The organism is Aeoliella mucimassa (genome assembly GCF_007748035.1).
Lineage (GTDB): Bacteria > Planctomycetota > Planctomycetia > Pirellulales > Lacipirellulaceae > Aeoliella > Aeoliella mucimassa.
Genome location: NZ_CP036278.1, coordinates 1779136 through 1794764, shown reverse-complemented (window position 1 = coordinate 1794764; position 15629 = coordinate 1779136). Strand labels below are relative to the sequence as shown.

Sequence of the window (15629 nt, the reverse complement as noted above, 5' to 3'; positions counted from 1 at the left end):
ATTCATTCCTGAAGCTCCTCGACCTCTACCCTTTGCGACTCCCATGGCTATTGAAGAAGAACCAGAACCAGGTATTCCCGAATGGGTGGTTACCTTTGGCGACATGATGTCGCTGCTGCTGACCTTCTTCATCATGCTCGTGTCGATGAGTGAGATCAAAGAGGAAGAACGCTTTCAGGCCATGCTTGAGTCGATGCGCCGACAATTTGGCCACGATGCTGCCATGGCGGCGGTCATTCCCGGTCAGTCGCAGGCCAACTCGAACATGTCGCACATTGCCCCGAGCCAGTCGCGTTCGTTGCGCAAGAACCTGAAAGACGGTGGCAACGATGTCGACGCGGTCACCGGCGAGAACAACCGGGTGCAGACGGTCCGCCCGGGCCGAAATGCCACGACCGGCGGTGTGATTTACTTCGAGGAGCTTTCGGCCGAGCTCGACGACGATGCGCGGCAAAAGCTGCTCGGCATCGCTAAACAGGTAGCCGGCAAGCCGCAAAAGCTCGAGATACGTGGCCACACGTCCAAGCGTCCGGTGCAGACCTCGCAGAACATCCGCGACCATTGGGATCTCGCGTACGACCGTTGCTATAACGTGATGCAGGAGCTGATCAAGCTTGGCATCGAACCCGAACGAATCCGCTTGGGCTCCGCGGGATCGTACGAGCCACTCGACACCGGGCTCGACCCGATGGAGCGCAAACGCAATGCGCGGGTGGAAGTGTTGATGTGGGATGAAAGGGTTACAGCGGACGAAGACTAGGTTCGGAAACCCCCAATCTTCACCAGCTCTGCCCGTTTCGCGTTGTATGTTTACACATAACCAGTCAGCGGATGTTGAAATAAATCCGCACGTCGCGCATGCCTCTTTGAGCCACTTGTTGTCATGGCAGACTCTCCAGAAACCACGAACGAGCCCGTTAAGAAAGGCTTCGGTCTGATCGGATTGATCAAGGCCGTGGTGGTGGTCACCCTTATTGTCGTGGTGGAAGTCGGCGCTGCTTCGGTGTTCATCCCGACCGCTCAGGATGCCGAAAGCACCGCTCGCAAAGTAGCTGCTGCCGAAGAGGGCGATCTGGAAGACGAAGACGCCAAGGCCAAGGCCAAAGCCCAGGAAGCTGCCTTGCTGGCCGAAAAGTCGACGCTCGAAGCCAACCTGGGGCTTTTCAACGTCACACGCTACAACCCCGAGAACGACACCACGCTGATCGTCGACTTCGAACTGTTCGGCGTGGTGCTATCCGACGACGAGTCCGATTTCTTCGCTCAGTTTGAAAGGAACAAAGTGCGGTTCCGCGAGCAGGTGATCATGACACTCGGTAGCGCTGATAGCACCGATCTCACCGATCCGGAGTTGGCCTTGCTAAAACGCCGGATATTAGAGAAAACCAACCGCGCCCTGGGCAAACCACTGGTGCAAGAAGTGCTGTTCAGCAAGTTCAACTTCGTCGAACGCTAAACCGCACCAGCAGGCAGGACGCCGACACATAGAAGCTTGATCGAGGGAAGGGAATCCCATGGCAGACGACAATCTAGGCCAAGACGATATCGAACGGCTACTGGCCGAAGCGCAAAAGGCTAGCGGGCAGTCGCCGGCTCCCTCTTCGGAGCCCGATCCTCCTACACCGCCCCCAGCGGAGGCCACTCCTCCCCCTTCCTCCCCTCCTCCTCAGAAAGTCACTTTGGACCAGAGTGAACTCGACGCCATGCTCTCGGGCATGGCAGGTGGAACGACTCCCCCCCCGCCGGAGCCACCGAAGGCGGCTGCGCCGGCCGCGACGCCGCCGACACCTCCGCCGGCCCCGAGTTCCTCTTCCACGAGTTCGAACGTCTCGCAGAACGATATTGAGCTACTCTTAAGTCAGGCGGAGCAGGCGATCGCTTCGATCGACTCGCCCAACGAATTGCCGCCAGGCATCGAGCCTTTCCGGCTCGACGATTTCGGCGGCACTCCCGCTAACACCGAAGCTGCTACGTTGGAACTCGTTCGCGACGTACAACTCGACCTCAAAATCGAACTCGGCCGCACCCACATGCATATCGAAGATGTGCTGCGACTGAGCCAGGGAGCCGTTGTGCCGCTCGATAAACTGGCCGGCGACCCGGTCGACCTGTACGTGAACGGGCGCATGATCGCCCGCGGCGAAGTGCTGGTGCTGAACGACAACTTCTGCGTTCGTGTCACCGAGTTGATCGTCGGCGACAGCGCGTGTGCTTAGTCGTTCACTGACACCGCTGCTGGTTCGCTCGGCTTTTCACTATCGGCATTATCCGGCGGTGAGTCCCTGGGAATCGATCTCCACGATGACCATACTCCACCGGCGATGAGCAGCCCCACGACGCCGGATACCCCGCCAATAACAGCCGACATGGTAACCGCTAAGCGTTCCAAACCGCAAAGCTGGTAGGCGGCCAACAAGGTTTGGTCGATCCCCGCCAGCTTCGTTGCCCCCGAACGTATCAAGATGGTCGCTTGGTACTCCCCCTCTTCGAAGGGGTCAAGCTTCGCGAGCATGATCTGGTCGTCCCAATAGTAAACGTACTCGTCATGCATCTCGACCGAGCTGACGATGTTGCCAGCGGTGTCACAAATCTCGATGCTGCCATCGAGCCCTGCGAACAGTGTAGGTAGATCCTGTTTGTCCTCGTCCGATAGTTGCGGAGCGTCGAGGTAGAATCCCTCGCCGTGCGAGATACTGCAGGTCTGATGAAATGGCAGCGTGATCTGCTGCGGCTGCGATAGATCGATCTTGGTCGACATCGGTCGGGCGACGGCCCACTTGTCGAAGTCGTCCCACCCTCGCCACGCATAATAGCCATTGTGCGCCGCGAATGTTAATAGCACTGCTGCCAACAGTGCGAAAAACGACTGAGCACCGGTAAGTTCCCGTCTGCGACCTGTCGGCTGCATGGCAATTCGTTTCGGTCAATCTTAATCGGCGACGCTTTACTATTCGAGCTTTCGCACGGTCGCTTTGCGAATGTAGTACTTATTGTACACGTTGCCGTCGGATTGCAGTAGAAAGTTATACCCCCAGTAATTCACAAACTGCGGATCGTCGACGCGAAAGGTAACCGTGTGCCATTGCTTGTTATCGGGAATGGTGTACCATCCCCCAGCAGTCTTAAACCCTTCGGGCGACTCGTAAACCAGCTTGAAGCCTGCGTTCTCGTTTTGTTCTTGCCGGCGGACTTCCAGCTCGATTTCAATCGGCACCGTGTCGTAGCATAAGAATCCTGGGTCGACGATAAACGCGTTGCCACCCGGCACGCTGCCAGCGCGGGCCGAGCCGCCGTAGGCGACCACAGCCTTGGCAATGTCTTCGCCCGCGCGGGTGTGCAGCCCTCGCTCGACGATCTGCTCGCCGTACTCGATGGATACCTCTTTGGCATCCGTATAGTCGCCGCCCCAGTCGAGCGGTTTCTTGGCGTTCGCCTTCGCGCGATTCACGATGATATCGGGCAGCTCTGTAAACAGCACCGGAGTCACTCCCAGCGAAAGCTCGCGGAGTTGTTGCGACTCGCCGGAAGCAAGCTGGACCACGGTCATCTCGTTCGGCATCCGCAACTCGGTCGGCTCGCCCGGTTGACCCCAGGCGATCATCGCCGGACCATTCGCTCCCTCGAACACGAAACCGAGTCCCTGCTCGCGGATCCGCACCCAGCCTAGGTAATCAGGATGCGCCCCCAATTGGTGAACCAACGTGCTCAGGGCGTTGTACACCGGGCGTTTGTTTCCATCGCGATCGATCAAGCCCATCGGGCCGCTGTCGCCGTCGCGACCTTCGAACCACATGAGGCATTCCACACCGCCGGCCATCGACAGGGCGTAGGCCTTCACCGCGGCGTCGGCCTGCACTTCAAGTCCCTTGCTGGCGTCGACTCCCAGCTCGGTGTACATCACCGGCACTTCTTCTTTTTCGGGATTGCAGTTGGCCAGCATCTTGCGAACCGTTGGTACGATGTTCACAAACAACACCTCGGTGCCCAGGTTGTCGGCGATGCCATCCATCACTTCGTAGGGATGCAGCACGATGTAGTCAAAGTGATTCTTGGCTCCCGCCCGAATAGTCTGCTCCAGGTAATTCACGTGGGCCGACTTCGCCGCCAGCCCAATTTGGAACGACGGATCGACCGCCTTGGCTGCGTCGTAAGCGGCCACCACAATCTTGGCGTAGTCCTCCGGCGTTTGATCCTTGCCGGTGAAGTTTGGCGGCTCGTTCCAAATCTCGAGCCGAGTCGTGCGTCCCTTCACGTGCTTGGCGACCTGCGTCACGTAGTTCGACCACGCTTCCAGGTTATTCACCGGCAAGTGACCGGGTGGGTCGGCCGTGTTCCAGTTCGGATTCCCAATGAGCAGCGCGCCGTAGCGGAAGCCATGCGCGTCGAGATAGTCCATCTGGGCGTCAAGTTCCGCAAACTCCCACCGCCCTGGTTCTGGCTCGAGCGAGCCCCAGTTGCAATGCGGCGTGCGGTACGAAGCGAATCCCAACTCCTGCATCTGCGGCACCCACCGCTCGTAGTCGCGAACCGAGCGATTGTTCACATGACAACTTCCAATCCCAAACGGGCTGAGTGGTTGCCCAGTCAATTCGTCTTGCGCGATTGCGTGACTCGTCCAACCGATGAAGCACAGCAGAACGAGTCGACGAGTAACCGATAGCGGATGGCGACCAAGCATGCGAAGTTCCTCGGCAAGAGTGTCTCGATGGCGGCGATTGTCGTAGCGTACAACCCGCAGTATAGCCCCGGGCGTCTTGCATCGCCAAACCATGCGGCAGTCATCCAGGCCACTTCGCAGCCCCGTTCGATGGCTCACTACCCCCTATACAAGTGATCACAATTTTGTTGATTTGATTCCTCAGTTTTGAGTGGGAAATGGCCACCCAGGGTGATCTAATGGAGCGTTGGTAGCCTGCTGCTGCTCGTCGGCAGGGGGCAACCACTGCTGGCACGTCGGCCAGCAGGCTGATTTGTCGGCTTCGCTTCGGCGAAGTCTGCTAGCGTTATTTTGCCCCCCAGGGGGCAAAACCATTTGGAACTTATGGCCATCGCAATCTTCCTAAACCACGACAGCCAAACCACTTACAACGCATCGATCTTCCCTAAGAATTGCCCCCACCCATCGATTTTTCTGCCAATGGGGGCAAAACACCCCCTCGGTGGGGGATTCCTGATAGCGCCAGCACGAATCGCACTGGCCCCTGCGCCTGGGAATTCCTATAAGTCGCGTCCGGTCCCCGAAGTTCAATGCGGAGTTCTGCATGCGAATCCCTCCCCCTTTGCCCGCCGCTGCCTCAGTCCTGTTGGTGCTTGCGATGTCGACCAGTGCGCTGGCCGAATCGCTCGAACCAGTTGCCGCCCAAGGGCCGTCGGGTCGATCCGGCAGTCGTCCAACGTCGGCCTACGAAAAGCAGGATGGCGAACCGCTGTTCTCGTTTGCCACGCACGAAGACGAAGGTGCCGAACCCTCGGCGTCGCCGACGAGCGAGCCCGCAACACTCGATACCACTCTCACCGCCATTGCTTTACCCAACAGTGTTCCCGACGGGGTTGCCAACAGTGCTACCGACACCACCACCGACGGAGCCGACTCCGCCCGTCGCCCCCACTTTGGTACCACCCCCTCGATCAGCAATCCCACCACAGCAGCCGGCGAGCGCAGCTCGGCCATGGTGCAGAACTGGGCCCGCAGTTCCGGCATGACCGCGGTTACCGCGCTAGCGTTCGTCATCGGTTTGTTCATGTTGCTCGCCTGGTTCGTCAAGCGCGGCATGCCTCAAGGTTCGCAGATCCTGCCAGCCGAAGCGGTCCGCATGTTGGGTCGCATTCCCCTGGGTGGCAAACAGTTTGGCCATTTGCTGCACCTCGGCAACAAGCTGGTGCTGGTTTCAGTAAGCCAGGGTGGCGTCGAGAAGCTGGCCGAGATCGACGATCCGCAGGAAGTAGTCCGCATGCTGGCGGTTTGCTCCAAAAGCGCCGGCAAGGGAAGTCAAAAAGAGTTCGAAGAGATCTTTGGTCAGTTTGCCAAAGAGAAGACCGAGCCCGGTTTCCTCGGCAACGAGGTAAGCACCACCAAGGGAGGTCGCCAGTATGCGTAACGGCAAACCAATGATCATCGCTCTGCTCACCATGCTACTGTTGGGCTGCTGCGCCCATCAGGCGATCGCACAGCAAGAATTGATCAGCAACTCGCTGGTGGAACAAGTCGGTGGGCCCAACGATTGGACCAAGCCGGAGCGGCTCACATCGACGCTGCAAGTGATGCTGATGCTCACCGTGGTGAGTTTGGCACCTGCGATTTTGTTGATGACCACCAGCTTTGTCCGCATCGTGGTGGTACTCGGCTTGTTGCGTCAGGCACTCGGCACGCAGCAGTTGCCGCCGAGCCAGGTGATTACGTCGATCGCGATGTTCGTCACGCTGCTGCTGATGATGCCAGTTTGGCAGCAGAGCTACGACCAAGGCATCAAACCTTACACCGAGAACGAAATCAGCATCGACGAGGCCTTCACACGCAGTGTCGCTCCGATGCGGAAGTTCATGGCTCAACAGATTGAACGTACCAACAACCACGACGACGTCCACCTGTTCCTGAGCTACATGCCTGGCGAGATCGATCCCGCGACCGGCGAACTCTACACGAACTACGCCTACTACGAAGTGCAGTCGGACGAGCGGGCGGTGCCGCTGCAGGCGCTGTTGCCCGCGTTCATGCTGAGCGAACTGAAAACCGCATTCCTCATCGGCTTTCAGATCTACTTGCCGTTTGTGATTCTCGACATCGTCGTGGCCAGCGTGACCATCTCGATGGGCATGCTGATGTTGCCACCGGTGTTGATCTCGCTTCCCTTCAAGCTGTTGCTGTTTGTGCTTGTCGATGGCTGGCGGCTGGTGATCGAGATGTTGCTCCAGAGTTTCCAAGTGTTTGTTTAACCGTACTTGCGGCCCGATCCCTCATGAATCCTCAAGACGCAGTCGACCTTAGCCGCGAAGCGATGGTAATCGCCATGTTCATTGCCGCGCCGGTGTTAATCGCCGGCATGCTGGTCGGTTTGATCATTGGCTTGATCCAAGCGCTCACGCAGATCCAAGAACAAACCGTTGCGTTTGTTCCCAAGCTGGTCGCGATGGTCATCGTACTGGCGTGGACTTTGCCGTGGCTCATCAATCGGCTCATGGAGTACAGCCAGCAAGTGTTTACCGAGATTCCGAATTACCTTTAGCACCGCAGCACACACGCTCAGCAATAAAACAGAAGGGGGGCCCGCAGCATGCAATGGCTAGAAGCAATGTTGCTTACCAAGGTGGCCGTGTTCACCTTGGTGCTAGGACGCATCGGCGCCCTGGTGGCGACTGCGCCGTTGCTGAAGCTAACTAGTGTGCCGAAAGTGTTCCGCGCGTTCCTGGCCATCACCCTCACGATGCTGGTGATGCCGCTCTACGCTCACCTGACCTACACCAGTCCGTGGAATCTGCTGGCGTTCGGCAGCTTGCTGTTCAACGAGATTCTGATCGGGCTGATGCTCGGCCTCGGTATGCAGATCCTCTTCTCCGGCGTGCAAGTCGCAGGGCAGATCGTCTCGCACATGAGCGGCATGTCGCTCGCTGAAATCTCGAACCCCGAGTTTAATGGCTCGGCTTCCGTGTTCACCGAGATCTTCCACTACGTCACCATGGCAGTGTTCGTCGCTGTGGGTGGGCATCGCATGATGATGGCCGCCCTGCTCGACACGTTCGAATGGGCCCCGCCCGGGCGGGCGATGCTCGGCGACTCGTACGTGCATGTGATGGTCGGCCTGCTGACGCAGAGCTTCCACCTCGGCATCCGAGCATCGGCTCCGCTATTGATTGCACTGTTCCTATCGACGCTGCTCCTCGGTTTGATTAGTCGCACGCTGCCGCAGATTAACGTGCTTGCGGTCGGTTTTGGCTTGAACAGCATGCTCACCATCGGGCTGATCCTCATGTCGCTCGGCACCGTGGCCTGGACCTTTCAAGAACCGATTGCCGACGCCCTGCTCACATTGCAGGAGAATGTTGCCTCGATCGAAAACACAGGGCCTTAACCTCCGCAAACCATGGCCGAAGATTCGGGCGAAAAGAGTTTTGACGCAACCCCGCACCGCCGGCAACAAGCCCGCGAGAAGGGTCAGGTTGCGTACAGCCAGGATCTCGGTTCGGCGGTGTTGCTACTGATCGCAGCAGGTCTGTTGCGATTGATGGGGTCGACGGTCGTCGAATCGGCCACCGACCTGCTGATTCGAAACCTGGGAGAAGTCGACTCGCTCACCGGCGATCGCGAACTACTACTCACGCAACTGCAGCGAGCCATCGGCGGCATTGGTCTGGCAGTGCTGCCGATCCTGTTTCTGTTGATGCTCGCCGCCGCTGGCTCCACGGTGCTGCAAATTGGTTTTCTGTTTGTCCCCGACCGTCTGGCTCCCGACTTCAGCCGGCTGAACCCACTTTCGGGCGTGCAGCGGATTGTCTCGATGCAGGGCGTCGCCCGACTGGGATTCGGGCTGCTGAAAGTGGCGATCGTCGCCTCGGTGGCCGGCGCAGCCATCTACGCCCGCTGGGATCAGATCCTGCTATCGAGCAGCTTGGAGATCGGCCAAATCGCGATGATGCTGATCGACGTGACGATCGCCACGCTGCTGTGGGTCGGCGGTGCTTTGCTCACGCTCGCTCTTTTCGACTTTGCGTTCCAGAAATGGAAGCACGAGCAGGACCTCAAGATGACCCACCAGGAAATCAAAGAGGAAATGAAGAACATGCAGGGCGATCCGCAGATTATCGCCCGCCGCCGCCAGGTGCAGCGGCAAATGGTAATGAATCGCATGTCGGGTGCGGTCCCGCAGGCCGACGTGGTAGTGACCAACCCCACCGAGCTGGCGGTCGCCATCAAGTACGAGCATGGTGTGATGGCCGCGCCGGTGGTGGTTGCCAAAGGTGCCGGGGTGCTCGCCCAGCGTATCCGCCGACTCGCGCTGGAGAACAACATTCCCATCGTCGAGCGCAAACCGTTGGCGCAGTTGCTCTACAAGGAAGTGGACGTGAACCACCCGATCCCCGATGGCAGCTACGCCGCAGTGGCCGAAGTGCTAGCCTACGTCTATCAGTTAAAGGGTAAGAAGATACCCGGGATGAAGCGTGCTGCGTAGCGCGGCTTACTCCACTGGTTCTGAGAAACGGATGTTCTCAATCAGCTTAAATTGCTGTCCGTTTTCAATATAACCCGAAATCGCAGTGATGGCATTGATCGCATACTCGTAGTGCAGATCGAAGTCGCACTGCAGTTCGATCTCACGATCGCTGGCCGTACCAGGACCGGCTTCATCGTTAACCAACTTACGAACATGAGCCCGCAGTTGCTGAAAAGTATCGAAACTCAAATCGCCCAGCTTCAGTCCGTTGAGTTTGCCAGTCTCGTCGGCGGTCATCCTCAGGGTGAGCGTCGGCGTGTCGGGCGGCATCTCATTGGAACTCTCCGCCGGCGGCGGCATGCGAATATTAAAGTCGCCTTCAGGCAGAACGATCTTGAACGTCATGATGAAGAACACCAACAGTTGAAACACGATGTCGATCATCGGTGTCATCTGCAGTTCGATCTTGTCGTCGTGGGTGTTCTTGCGAATCTTCATGACTGGCTTATCGTCAAGTGCTTAAGGGGTGCACAACAATTACTGAGCTTTTACTCGCGCCTGATCTTGGGCTTGATCTTGTTGCCCTCGCAACGCAAACGCATTGAATTCGGCTTGCTGCGCGGCATCCATCATCTCTTGCACCTTGCCGATGCGGGCGTTCTTGTCGGCCCGAATCACGATTGTGACGTCGTCGAGGGTAACGTCCTTGCCGGCGGCACGAATGATCGACGCCTCACGTTTCAACGCATTGCGCAACTCGTCCATGGTCATCAACGAGTCACCACCTGCGTTGAGAATAATGCCTTCGTCTTTTGTCATCTGCAGGGTAATCGGTTTCTCGTACGCCATCTCTGGCGGCTTGGCCAGTTCGCTAAGCGGCAAGTTTACCCGTTGATCCTGATCGACCTTCGAGAAGTTAATAAGCATCATGAAGAAGGCAATCAACTGAAAGACCATGTCGATCATCGGGGTCATATCCCCCTCGGCGATCTGCGTGTTCTTTTTCTTTATGATGCGCATCGAGATTGCTCGCGAAACGGGCGAAGCGGTGAGTTGGTTACGACCTATCGGCGACTATTGCTGCTTCTTGCCAGCATTCTGGAATCGGCTCATCAGCCCTTCGCTGGCGATGCCGACTTCGAGCACGAGTCGATCGATGCGATTGCGAATGATGTTGTAAGCAGCAATCGCCGGAATCGCGATCGCCAGGCCCAACAGCGTGGTGAACAACGCGGTCGAAATACCTTTCGCCAGTTCCGATGGCGGAGGGGTACTTGCCGAGGTGGCGATCTCCTGGAACGAGCTAATCATACCGTGTACGGTTCCGAACAGTCCGACCATTGGGCTGATGGTGCCGATCAACGCCATGTAGCTCAAGCGGTGCTCGAGCTTCATCGATTCGTCTTCGCCGACTTCCTGCATCGCTTCGAGCGCTTGGTCGTATCCCTTGGATACCTTGCCCAACCCGGCCGACAGCACCTTGCCGAGGAACGACTCGTCGGAGCTGGCCAGTTCGTAGGCTTCCTGAAACTGCTTCGCGTTCAGATGAGCTTCGAAACCCTCGAGCAAGTCAGTTGGCAGCACGTTCTCGCGGCGGGCCTGCAGCAGGTTCATCACAAACAGGGCGACCAGCGTAAACGACAAGGCCAGGAAGATCAGGCTGTAGCCGATACCAAGGGCGTCGTAGACCCACGCCAGGTAGTTGAGTTTCTTTTCCGGAGCCGTGCCGGTAGCTGGGTTCGCTGCGGGAGCGTCACCACCGTCGGCAGCCGCTGCCGGTGCTTCGGCATTGTCGTCTTGGGCCACCGCGGCCGGAGGCGATGCAATCCACACGCCCAGGGCAATCACCAGCGCCATGAGGGCAAGCGTCGAGCTTGCTGGCGATTTCTTCCCCTCCAAAGCGATACTCCGCATCAAACGATTCCTCCGCGATAGGATGTCTTATGTCTCTCAGGAGGCCCAGCTGACGGCCTCTTTGCGATCTGAACTTTTAGTTTAATCAGCCCCTGCCAGCAACGCAAAGCCGCGAGCTGGCTCGGCTGGCTACTGACCCAATAGATCCTTGGCCTGGCGACTGGCTGGATACTGATTGAGCAACGCCTGGCGGGCTTTGCGGGCTTCGCCGTCCTGGCCTACTGATTCCCACAACGGAATCAGCTTGCTGAGCGCTTCGGCGTGGGCATCGGCCACTCGGCCGTAGAGCAAATCGGTATGCAAATAGGCGTAAAGTGCCGATTTCGGCTGCCCCGATTGGTTATAGCACTCGCCTAGCGCGTTATAAGCGTGGGCCATCAGCTCGGCGTTCTCGGGGTCGGCCTCGCTGATCACCCGCTCGACCGACTTGAGCCCTTCGTCCACGTTGCCGGTAGCCGATGTAGCGACCGCTTTGCCTAGTTCGGCGGAAAGCCGCTGCACCTTGCCGCCGGCGCTGTCGTCCTCGATTTTGAGTGCGGTATCGAACTGCTGAAGGGCTTCTTTGTATTTATCTTGTTGGAGCATCGCCTGACCAACCAGCACGGCCGACCTCATGCGATACTCCGGCCAAGGGGCACTGGCCAGACGTTCGTACTGCGCCTGGGCGGCGGAATACTTCCCCATCGTTGCCAGCAAATCGCCGAGCAACTCGGTCGCCTCGAGAATATGGAAGCTCCGCGGGTTCTTCGAAACGAACTCGTTAAGCGCCTTGCCGGCATCGAGAATCGGTTTCGAACCGACTAGCGCCATCTTCGCGTCGCAGTAAACCTTGTAGTACTCCACCTCTTGCCGAATGTAGTCGTTGCGAATTTCGGACATGTTAATCGCTTCCAGGCGATTCACCGCACTCTCGTATCCACCATTCGTGGCATTCAAGCGAGCTTGCGTCAGCTCCGAAGGTTCTTGGCGGAACAGAATGCTGCGAATCTCGGTAACCGGAATCTCTTTCTCTTCGCCATTCTTATCAAGCGTGACCGATAACGGCGACATATTGATCACCTCGCCGGTCTCCGAACCACCCACCGTACGAATGCGGTCGGTCGACTGCGCCGAAGCGGTTGGCAGCGTTCCGCTCACCAGCCACAGGCCGAGCAGTAGGCAGGGAAGCGCCGATTGCAGTTTTGTAACTCTCATATTCATTCTCACCAATGCAGAGATGGCCGTGGGCAGAGTTGCTACTCGTCGAGTAGTTCCTTCAGCCCCAGGGTGGGAGCACCCTCACCACGTTGAATCGATTTTAGTAGCTCGTCATATTCCGCTTTGAGCGGAGTATCTAACAATGCGGGGTAGTCGCGAACCATGGTCGAAGCCACTTTCTTGGCCTCGGACAGCGACTTCTTCTTTGCGTTGCCTTGCTCGCTTTCCGAACGCAGGTAACGCACGCGGGCGATGTTCAGCCAGCATTCGTAGAACAGGTTCTTGAACCGGGCGGCGACTTGCTTATTGCTGGCATTTTTGCTGGCAACGCTCGCGGCCACTTTGCCCAGGTAGTTCCATCCCCAGATCGTCGGCTTGCCTTTGTCGTTCAGCGGGCCGGTTCCAGTAACGGCTTCCTTAAGCTTGGCAGTCACGCCGCTCGCGCCCCACTCCTGCAGCGTGTACGCGGCATCGGTCTGGGCTTCGATCATCATCTCTTTCTCGGTGAGAATGATCTCGAACACCTGCATGGCATCTTTAAACTTACCCGCGTGACGCAGCGCGTTGGCATACTGCAATCGCAAGGCCAGCAACTGGTTCGTTTCGAAGTTGCCGATGGTCTCTTCCGAGAGCAGCAGCTTGTAAGCGTCGGCCGCACGAGCGTAGTAGGTCTGCCGCTGCTCCTCGGCGGTGGGATCGCCAGCAAGCCCCTCGGCCAGTCGGTAGTAGGTCTGCGAAATCCACTGCCGAACCACAGGATCGGTCGAACCACGCTCGGTGAGCTTATCAAGAAACGCGACGAACGCCTCGCCGACTCGCTTCGCCTCGTCGGTTTTCCCTTCGCCATTCAGCTCGTCGATCTGTTGCTGCAACTGCACACCGAGCCCCAGATACACGCGAGTGAGTTTTTCGCCACCGCCGCCGGCTGCTTCTTCCAGCGCGGTCATGGTCTCCACGGCCTTTTCCGTCTGCGGCGGAATTACCGACACGTAGGCACGCAGGGCCCCTTTGTACGCTTCCATGGCGTAAGCTTGCCGCGAAGCGATGGGGTTATTTGTTTTGCTCAGCGCGATCGCGCCGGAGTTGGGATTCTCCAGCATATCGATCGCTTGCTGGTAGTTGCCTTCGTCCAAGCGGGCTTGCGACAGGTAGAGCGTCGAAGCGGCCAGGGTATCGGCTGCAGTGGGATCTTGGGCAAGTTTCGCGAAGCTATCGTCGAGCAATTCGACCGCCCGCGACTTCAGTGCTTGCCGGTCGATCGACTGATCCCCTTCGATGCTCGCCCGCAGTTGCATTTCCCACATCGCGTTGGCAATCTTGGCCTGGTAGATAGGGCGCTGCTCTTCGGGTAGTTCCTTCAGTAGCTCCAGCGCTTCTTCAAACTTTTGGTCGCGGATCGAAAAGACCATCAGCAAACTAAAGGCTTCGTTGGCCAATGCCGAACCACTCCACCGGCGAGTGATGAAGCTGGCCATGTCTTTCAGCCGAGCCACCTCCGCTTCGCCGGCGCCGGGGGCTTTTTGCTCGAGTGCCTGCTGGAACAGCTGCTGGTACGAAATCATCGCCAGCTTCGCTGCCATCTTGGCTTTGGGATCTTCGGGATAACGCCGGGCAATGAAGCCGGCCAGCACCGCGGTGCGATAGAACTGCTTGTCTTCCCACATCAAATAGCATGTCAGCCAACGACTCTCGTTCAGCTCCGCCAGCGGTGTATCGTCGTCGACCAAAGTCTGAGCGATCGACAAGTAATACATGGCGTCCTGAAATCCCTTGTCGGCCTGCTGCTGGAGCACCTCGACCCCCTCGGGATTGTTCGCTTTGGCGACCGGCAGCGTTTGCTTCGCCACGGTCATCAGGTTGATCGAGTCTTTTGCCGCCTGCAGGGCCTCGTCGAAGGTCTTCACCCGCACGCGTTCCGCTTCGTTCGGATCGACCGGGAAGCTCTCGGCCAGAATCTGCCGAGCCACCATTTGATGCTTGCTCGGCAACTGCGCCAGATCGGTATAGAGGTCACGGGCCTCGGTGATCATCTTCCGCTTGTCGCCATCTTTTACCCCTTCGGAGTCGATCTTCTGACGCATGGTTTCGGCAACCAGGAATTTCAGATCGAGCCACGCTGGCTGACGGCTTTCCATGCCGCGAGCGGTGGCGAGCCAGACTCCCTGCTTTTCGAGCAAGGCATCGAGCTTGCCCTCGGCCAGCATCATCTCGCCCTGCTCTACCAGAGCCTCGGTGGTGAGATAACGATACGCCCCGACATCGTGGCAAATCACAATGATGTCTTCAAAGCAGGTATCGGCCCGCTTGGTGTCGCCGAGTGCCTTGAGGGCCTTGCCGAGGCCGAGTTTGGCCTCGTGCGACTCGGGAGGAAACCCATCGTAGATGTCGAACAGTTTCTGAAACTCGTCACGAGCTTTTTCGTACAACGCCTTGGCGGCCGCATCGCCTTGACCGTAGGTGCTGGCCTGCTGCAACAGGTTTTCCGACCGCTGCATCCGCACCTGAGCGAGCAGCCGACGGAACTGGCGCCGCTCGTTGAACTGCTCCGCTTGCTCGGTGCGATCCAACTTATCGGGATACGAATCGAGCTGCGTTTGAATCGACTTTTCGACCTGCTCGAACAACGTGCGGGCTTCGGCCAGTTGCCCCCGAGCGGTCTTCTTGATCTCGGGCGCATCGTCTGGCACCACCGGTTTCATCTCGAGCACGGCCAGCGAATTCATGGCGGTCACGGTCAGCAGACCAGCCATCCGCTGCAGGGCGTCGGCGGCTTCGGGAGTCGAAGGATTCGCGTTGGCGTACTCCGTGAGTTCGCTTCGCGCTTGCGCGGCGATGCGATCCTTCTCGGCAGTCGCCACGGTCTCCTGCCATTTGGCAAGCAGCGTGGTACCCCGCTCGTAGGGGATCTTCTTCTTGAACTCCTCCGACACCAGACGATCGGTACGAGCGTAATCGAGATAATCGAGCGCCAGATCATGCATGCCATGCTTACGCATGGCTTCTAGGAATTCAGCTGCATCATCAGCGGCAGTCGATACACCAGGCAGGCACAGTAGGCCGACCATTAGCAGATAGAAATAGCGATGCGGCATCCCTCTCCTCGCGCTGGGGCGATGGACTCGGTAAGTCGGGCAGGTACGCCACCTGGTTCCGGGACAGGTGGGGCCTAGCAGGCAGGGGTGGCCCGCTTTGGCGAACCACCTATCTTACCCGAATCGAGCTGGCATTTGCCACCCAGTAGCGTGCGAAAACCAGTGCGCAAGCGGCTACTCGGTCGGATTGTACCGAACAGGCATTCGGGGAAGACGTGAAATTATACGCAGCACCCTACCACGAGTATTGCTGAATGGCCAAAGAAAGATGCCCGCGAGG

At 58.3% G+C, this 15629-nt stretch carries 15 protein-coding genes; 8 read left to right on the top strand and 7 right to left on the bottom strand.

The window, feature by feature from the left end:
- The first annotated feature begins 43 nt into the window (after positions 1-43).
- The 3 genes from Pan181_RS07190 to fliN all read left to right on the top strand — a co-directional run bounded on the left by Pan181_RS07190 (position 44) and on the right by fliN (position 2216).
- A complete protein-coding gene (locus Pan181_RS07190; protein ID WP_145246180.1) occupies positions 44-760 on the top strand; it encodes an OmpA/MotB family protein in 717 nt (238 codons plus the stop codon).
- 123 nt (positions 761-883) lie between these two features.
- Positions 884-1456 carry a flagellar basal body-associated FliL family protein gene (locus Pan181_RS07185; protein ID WP_145246179.1) on the top strand — a complete coding sequence of 191 codons (573 nt, stop codon included), beginning with the start codon at positions 884-886 and terminating at the stop codon, positions 1454-1456.
- 58 nt (positions 1457-1514) lie between these two features.
- Entirely contained in the window at positions 1515-2216 is a 702-nt protein-coding gene (gene fliN / locus Pan181_RS07180; protein WP_145246178.1) for a flagellar motor switch protein FliN, read from the top strand.
- Here the strand turns inward: fliN and Pan181_RS07175 are convergent.
- Together Pan181_RS07175 and Pan181_RS07170 are read right to left on the bottom strand one after the other, a co-directional pair.
- Complete coding sequence (locus tag Pan181_RS07175) at positions 2213-2908, bottom strand: hypothetical protein (protein ID WP_145246177.1); 696 nt, start codon at positions 2906-2908, stop codon at positions 2213-2215. The genes fliN and Pan181_RS07175 overlap by 4 nt on opposite strands.
- A 39-nt stretch (positions 2909-2947) precedes the next feature.
- Complete coding sequence (locus tag Pan181_RS07170) at positions 2948-4678, bottom strand: GH39 family glycosyl hydrolase (RefSeq protein WP_197529004.1); 1731 nt, start codon at positions 4676-4678, stop codon at positions 2948-2950.
- 583 nt (positions 4679-5261) lie between these two features.
- Between Pan181_RS07170 and Pan181_RS07165 the strand changes: the two genes are divergently transcribed.
- From Pan181_RS07165 to flhB, 5 genes are read left to right on the top strand one after another with little or no spacing between them, the layout of a single operon-like run.
- On the top strand, positions 5262-6098 hold the full coding sequence (locus Pan181_RS07165; protein WP_145246175.1) for a FliO/MopB family protein: 837 nt from the start codon (positions 5262-5264) through the stop codon (positions 6096-6098).
- Positions 6091-6933, top strand: coding sequence for a flagellar type III secretion system pore protein FliP (fliP, locus tag Pan181_RS07160; protein WP_145246174.1), 843 nt, complete (start codon positions 6091-6093; stop codon positions 6931-6933). Before Pan181_RS07165 ends, fliP begins: the two co-directional genes overlap by 8 nt.
- A 23-nt stretch (positions 6934-6956) precedes the next feature.
- Positions 6957-7223: a flagellar biosynthesis protein FliQ gene (gene fliQ / locus Pan181_RS07155; protein WP_145246173.1), complete on the top strand. Its 267-nt coding sequence runs from the start codon at positions 6957-6959 to the stop codon at positions 7221-7223.
- A gap of 48 nt (positions 7224-7271) precedes the next feature.
- A complete protein-coding gene (locus Pan181_RS07150) occupies positions 7272-8066 on the top strand; it encodes a flagellar biosynthetic protein FliR (RefSeq protein ID WP_145246172.1) in 795 nt (264 codons plus the stop codon).
- A gap of 12 nt (positions 8067-8078) precedes the next feature.
- Positions 8079-9164, top strand: a complete 1086-nt coding sequence (gene flhB, locus Pan181_RS07145) for a flagellar biosynthesis protein FlhB (protein WP_145246171.1) — start codon at positions 8079-8081, stop codon at positions 9162-9164.
- A gap of 6 nt (positions 9165-9170) precedes the next feature.
- Here flhB and Pan181_RS07140 read toward each other — a convergent pair whose 3' ends face one another.
- The 5 genes from Pan181_RS07140 to Pan181_RS07120 all read right to left on the bottom strand — a co-directional run bounded on the left by Pan181_RS07140 (position 9171) and on the right by Pan181_RS07120 (position 15349).
- The gene (locus Pan181_RS07140; protein WP_145246170.1) at positions 9171-9644 is read right to left on the bottom strand and encodes an ExbD/TolR family protein; all 474 of its coding nucleotides are present in this window, start codon (positions 9642-9644) and stop codon (positions 9171-9173) included.
- A 39-nt stretch (positions 9645-9683) separates the two neighbouring features.
- Positions 9684-10166 carry an ExbD/TolR family protein gene (locus tag Pan181_RS07135; protein WP_145246169.1) on the bottom strand — a complete coding sequence of 161 codons (483 nt, stop codon included), beginning with the start codon at positions 10164-10166 and terminating at the stop codon, positions 9684-9686.
- A gap of 54 nt (positions 10167-10220) precedes the next feature.
- Positions 10221-11003 carry a MotA/TolQ/ExbB proton channel family protein gene (locus Pan181_RS07130; RefSeq protein WP_391483991.1) on the bottom strand — a complete coding sequence of 261 codons (783 nt, stop codon included), beginning with the start codon at positions 11001-11003 and terminating at the stop codon, positions 10221-10223.
- A gap of 186 nt (positions 11004-11189) precedes the next feature.
- Positions 11190-12254 carry a tetratricopeptide repeat protein gene (locus tag Pan181_RS07125; RefSeq protein WP_145246167.1) on the bottom strand — a complete coding sequence of 355 codons (1065 nt, stop codon included), beginning with the start codon at positions 12252-12254 and terminating at the stop codon, positions 11190-11192.
- A gap of 41 nt (positions 12255-12295) precedes the next feature.
- Positions 12296-15349: a tetratricopeptide repeat protein gene (locus Pan181_RS07120; RefSeq protein ID WP_145246166.1), complete on the bottom strand. Its 3054-nt coding sequence runs from the start codon at positions 15347-15349 to the stop codon at positions 12296-12298.
- Between the last annotated feature and the right edge of the window lie 280 nt (positions 15350-15629).

Bases quoted from the DNA above. Each gene is read 5' to 3' on its own strand.
- Pan181_RS07190 (WP_145246180.1), top strand. From the start codon at position 44: ATGGCTATTGAAGAAGAACCAGAACCAGGTATTCCCGAATGGGTGGTT.
- Pan181_RS07185 (WP_145246179.1), top strand. From the start codon at position 884: ATGGCAGACTCTCCAGAAACCACGAACGAGCCCGTTAAGAAAGGCTTC.
- fliN (WP_145246178.1), top strand. From the start codon at position 1,515: ATGGCAGACGACAATCTAGGCCAAGACGATATCGAACGGCTACTGGCC.
- Pan181_RS07175 (WP_145246177.1), bottom strand. From the start codon at position 2,908: ATGCAGCCGACAGGTCGCAGACGGGAACTTACCGGTGCTCAGTCGTTT.
- Pan181_RS07170 (WP_197529004.1), bottom strand. From the start codon at position 4,678: ATGCTTGGTCGCCATCCGCTATCGGTTACTCGTCGACTCGTTCTGCTG.
- Pan181_RS07165 (WP_145246175.1), top strand. From the start codon at position 5,262: ATGCGAATCCCTCCCCCTTTGCCCGCCGCTGCCTCAGTCCTGTTGGTG.
- fliP (WP_145246174.1), top strand. From the start codon at position 6,091: ATGCGTAACGGCAAACCAATGATCATCGCTCTGCTCACCATGCTACTG.
- fliQ (WP_145246173.1), top strand. From the start codon at position 6,957: ATGAATCCTCAAGACGCAGTCGACCTTAGCCGCGAAGCGATGGTAATC.
- Pan181_RS07150 (WP_145246172.1), top strand. From the start codon at position 7,272: ATGCAATGGCTAGAAGCAATGTTGCTTACCAAGGTGGCCGTGTTCACC.
- flhB (WP_145246171.1), top strand. From the start codon at position 8,079: ATGGCCGAAGATTCGGGCGAAAAGAGTTTTGACGCAACCCCGCACCGC.
- Pan181_RS07140 (WP_145246170.1), bottom strand. From the start codon at position 9,644: ATGAAGATTCGCAAGAACACCCACGACGACAAGATCGAACTGCAGATG.
- Pan181_RS07135 (WP_145246169.1), bottom strand. From the start codon at position 10,166: ATGCGCATCATAAAGAAAAAGAACACGCAGATCGCCGAGGGGGATATG.
- Pan181_RS07130 (WP_391483991.1), bottom strand. From the start codon at position 11,003: ATGGCGCTGGTGATTGCCCTGGGCGTGTGGATTGCATCGCCTCCGGCC.
- Pan181_RS07125 (WP_145246167.1), bottom strand. From the start codon at position 12,254: ATGAGAGTTACAAAACTGCAATCGGCGCTTCCCTGCCTACTGCTCGGC.
- Pan181_RS07120 (WP_145246166.1), bottom strand. From the start codon at position 15,349: ATGCCGCATCGCTATTTCTATCTGCTAATGGTCGGCCTACTGTGCCTG.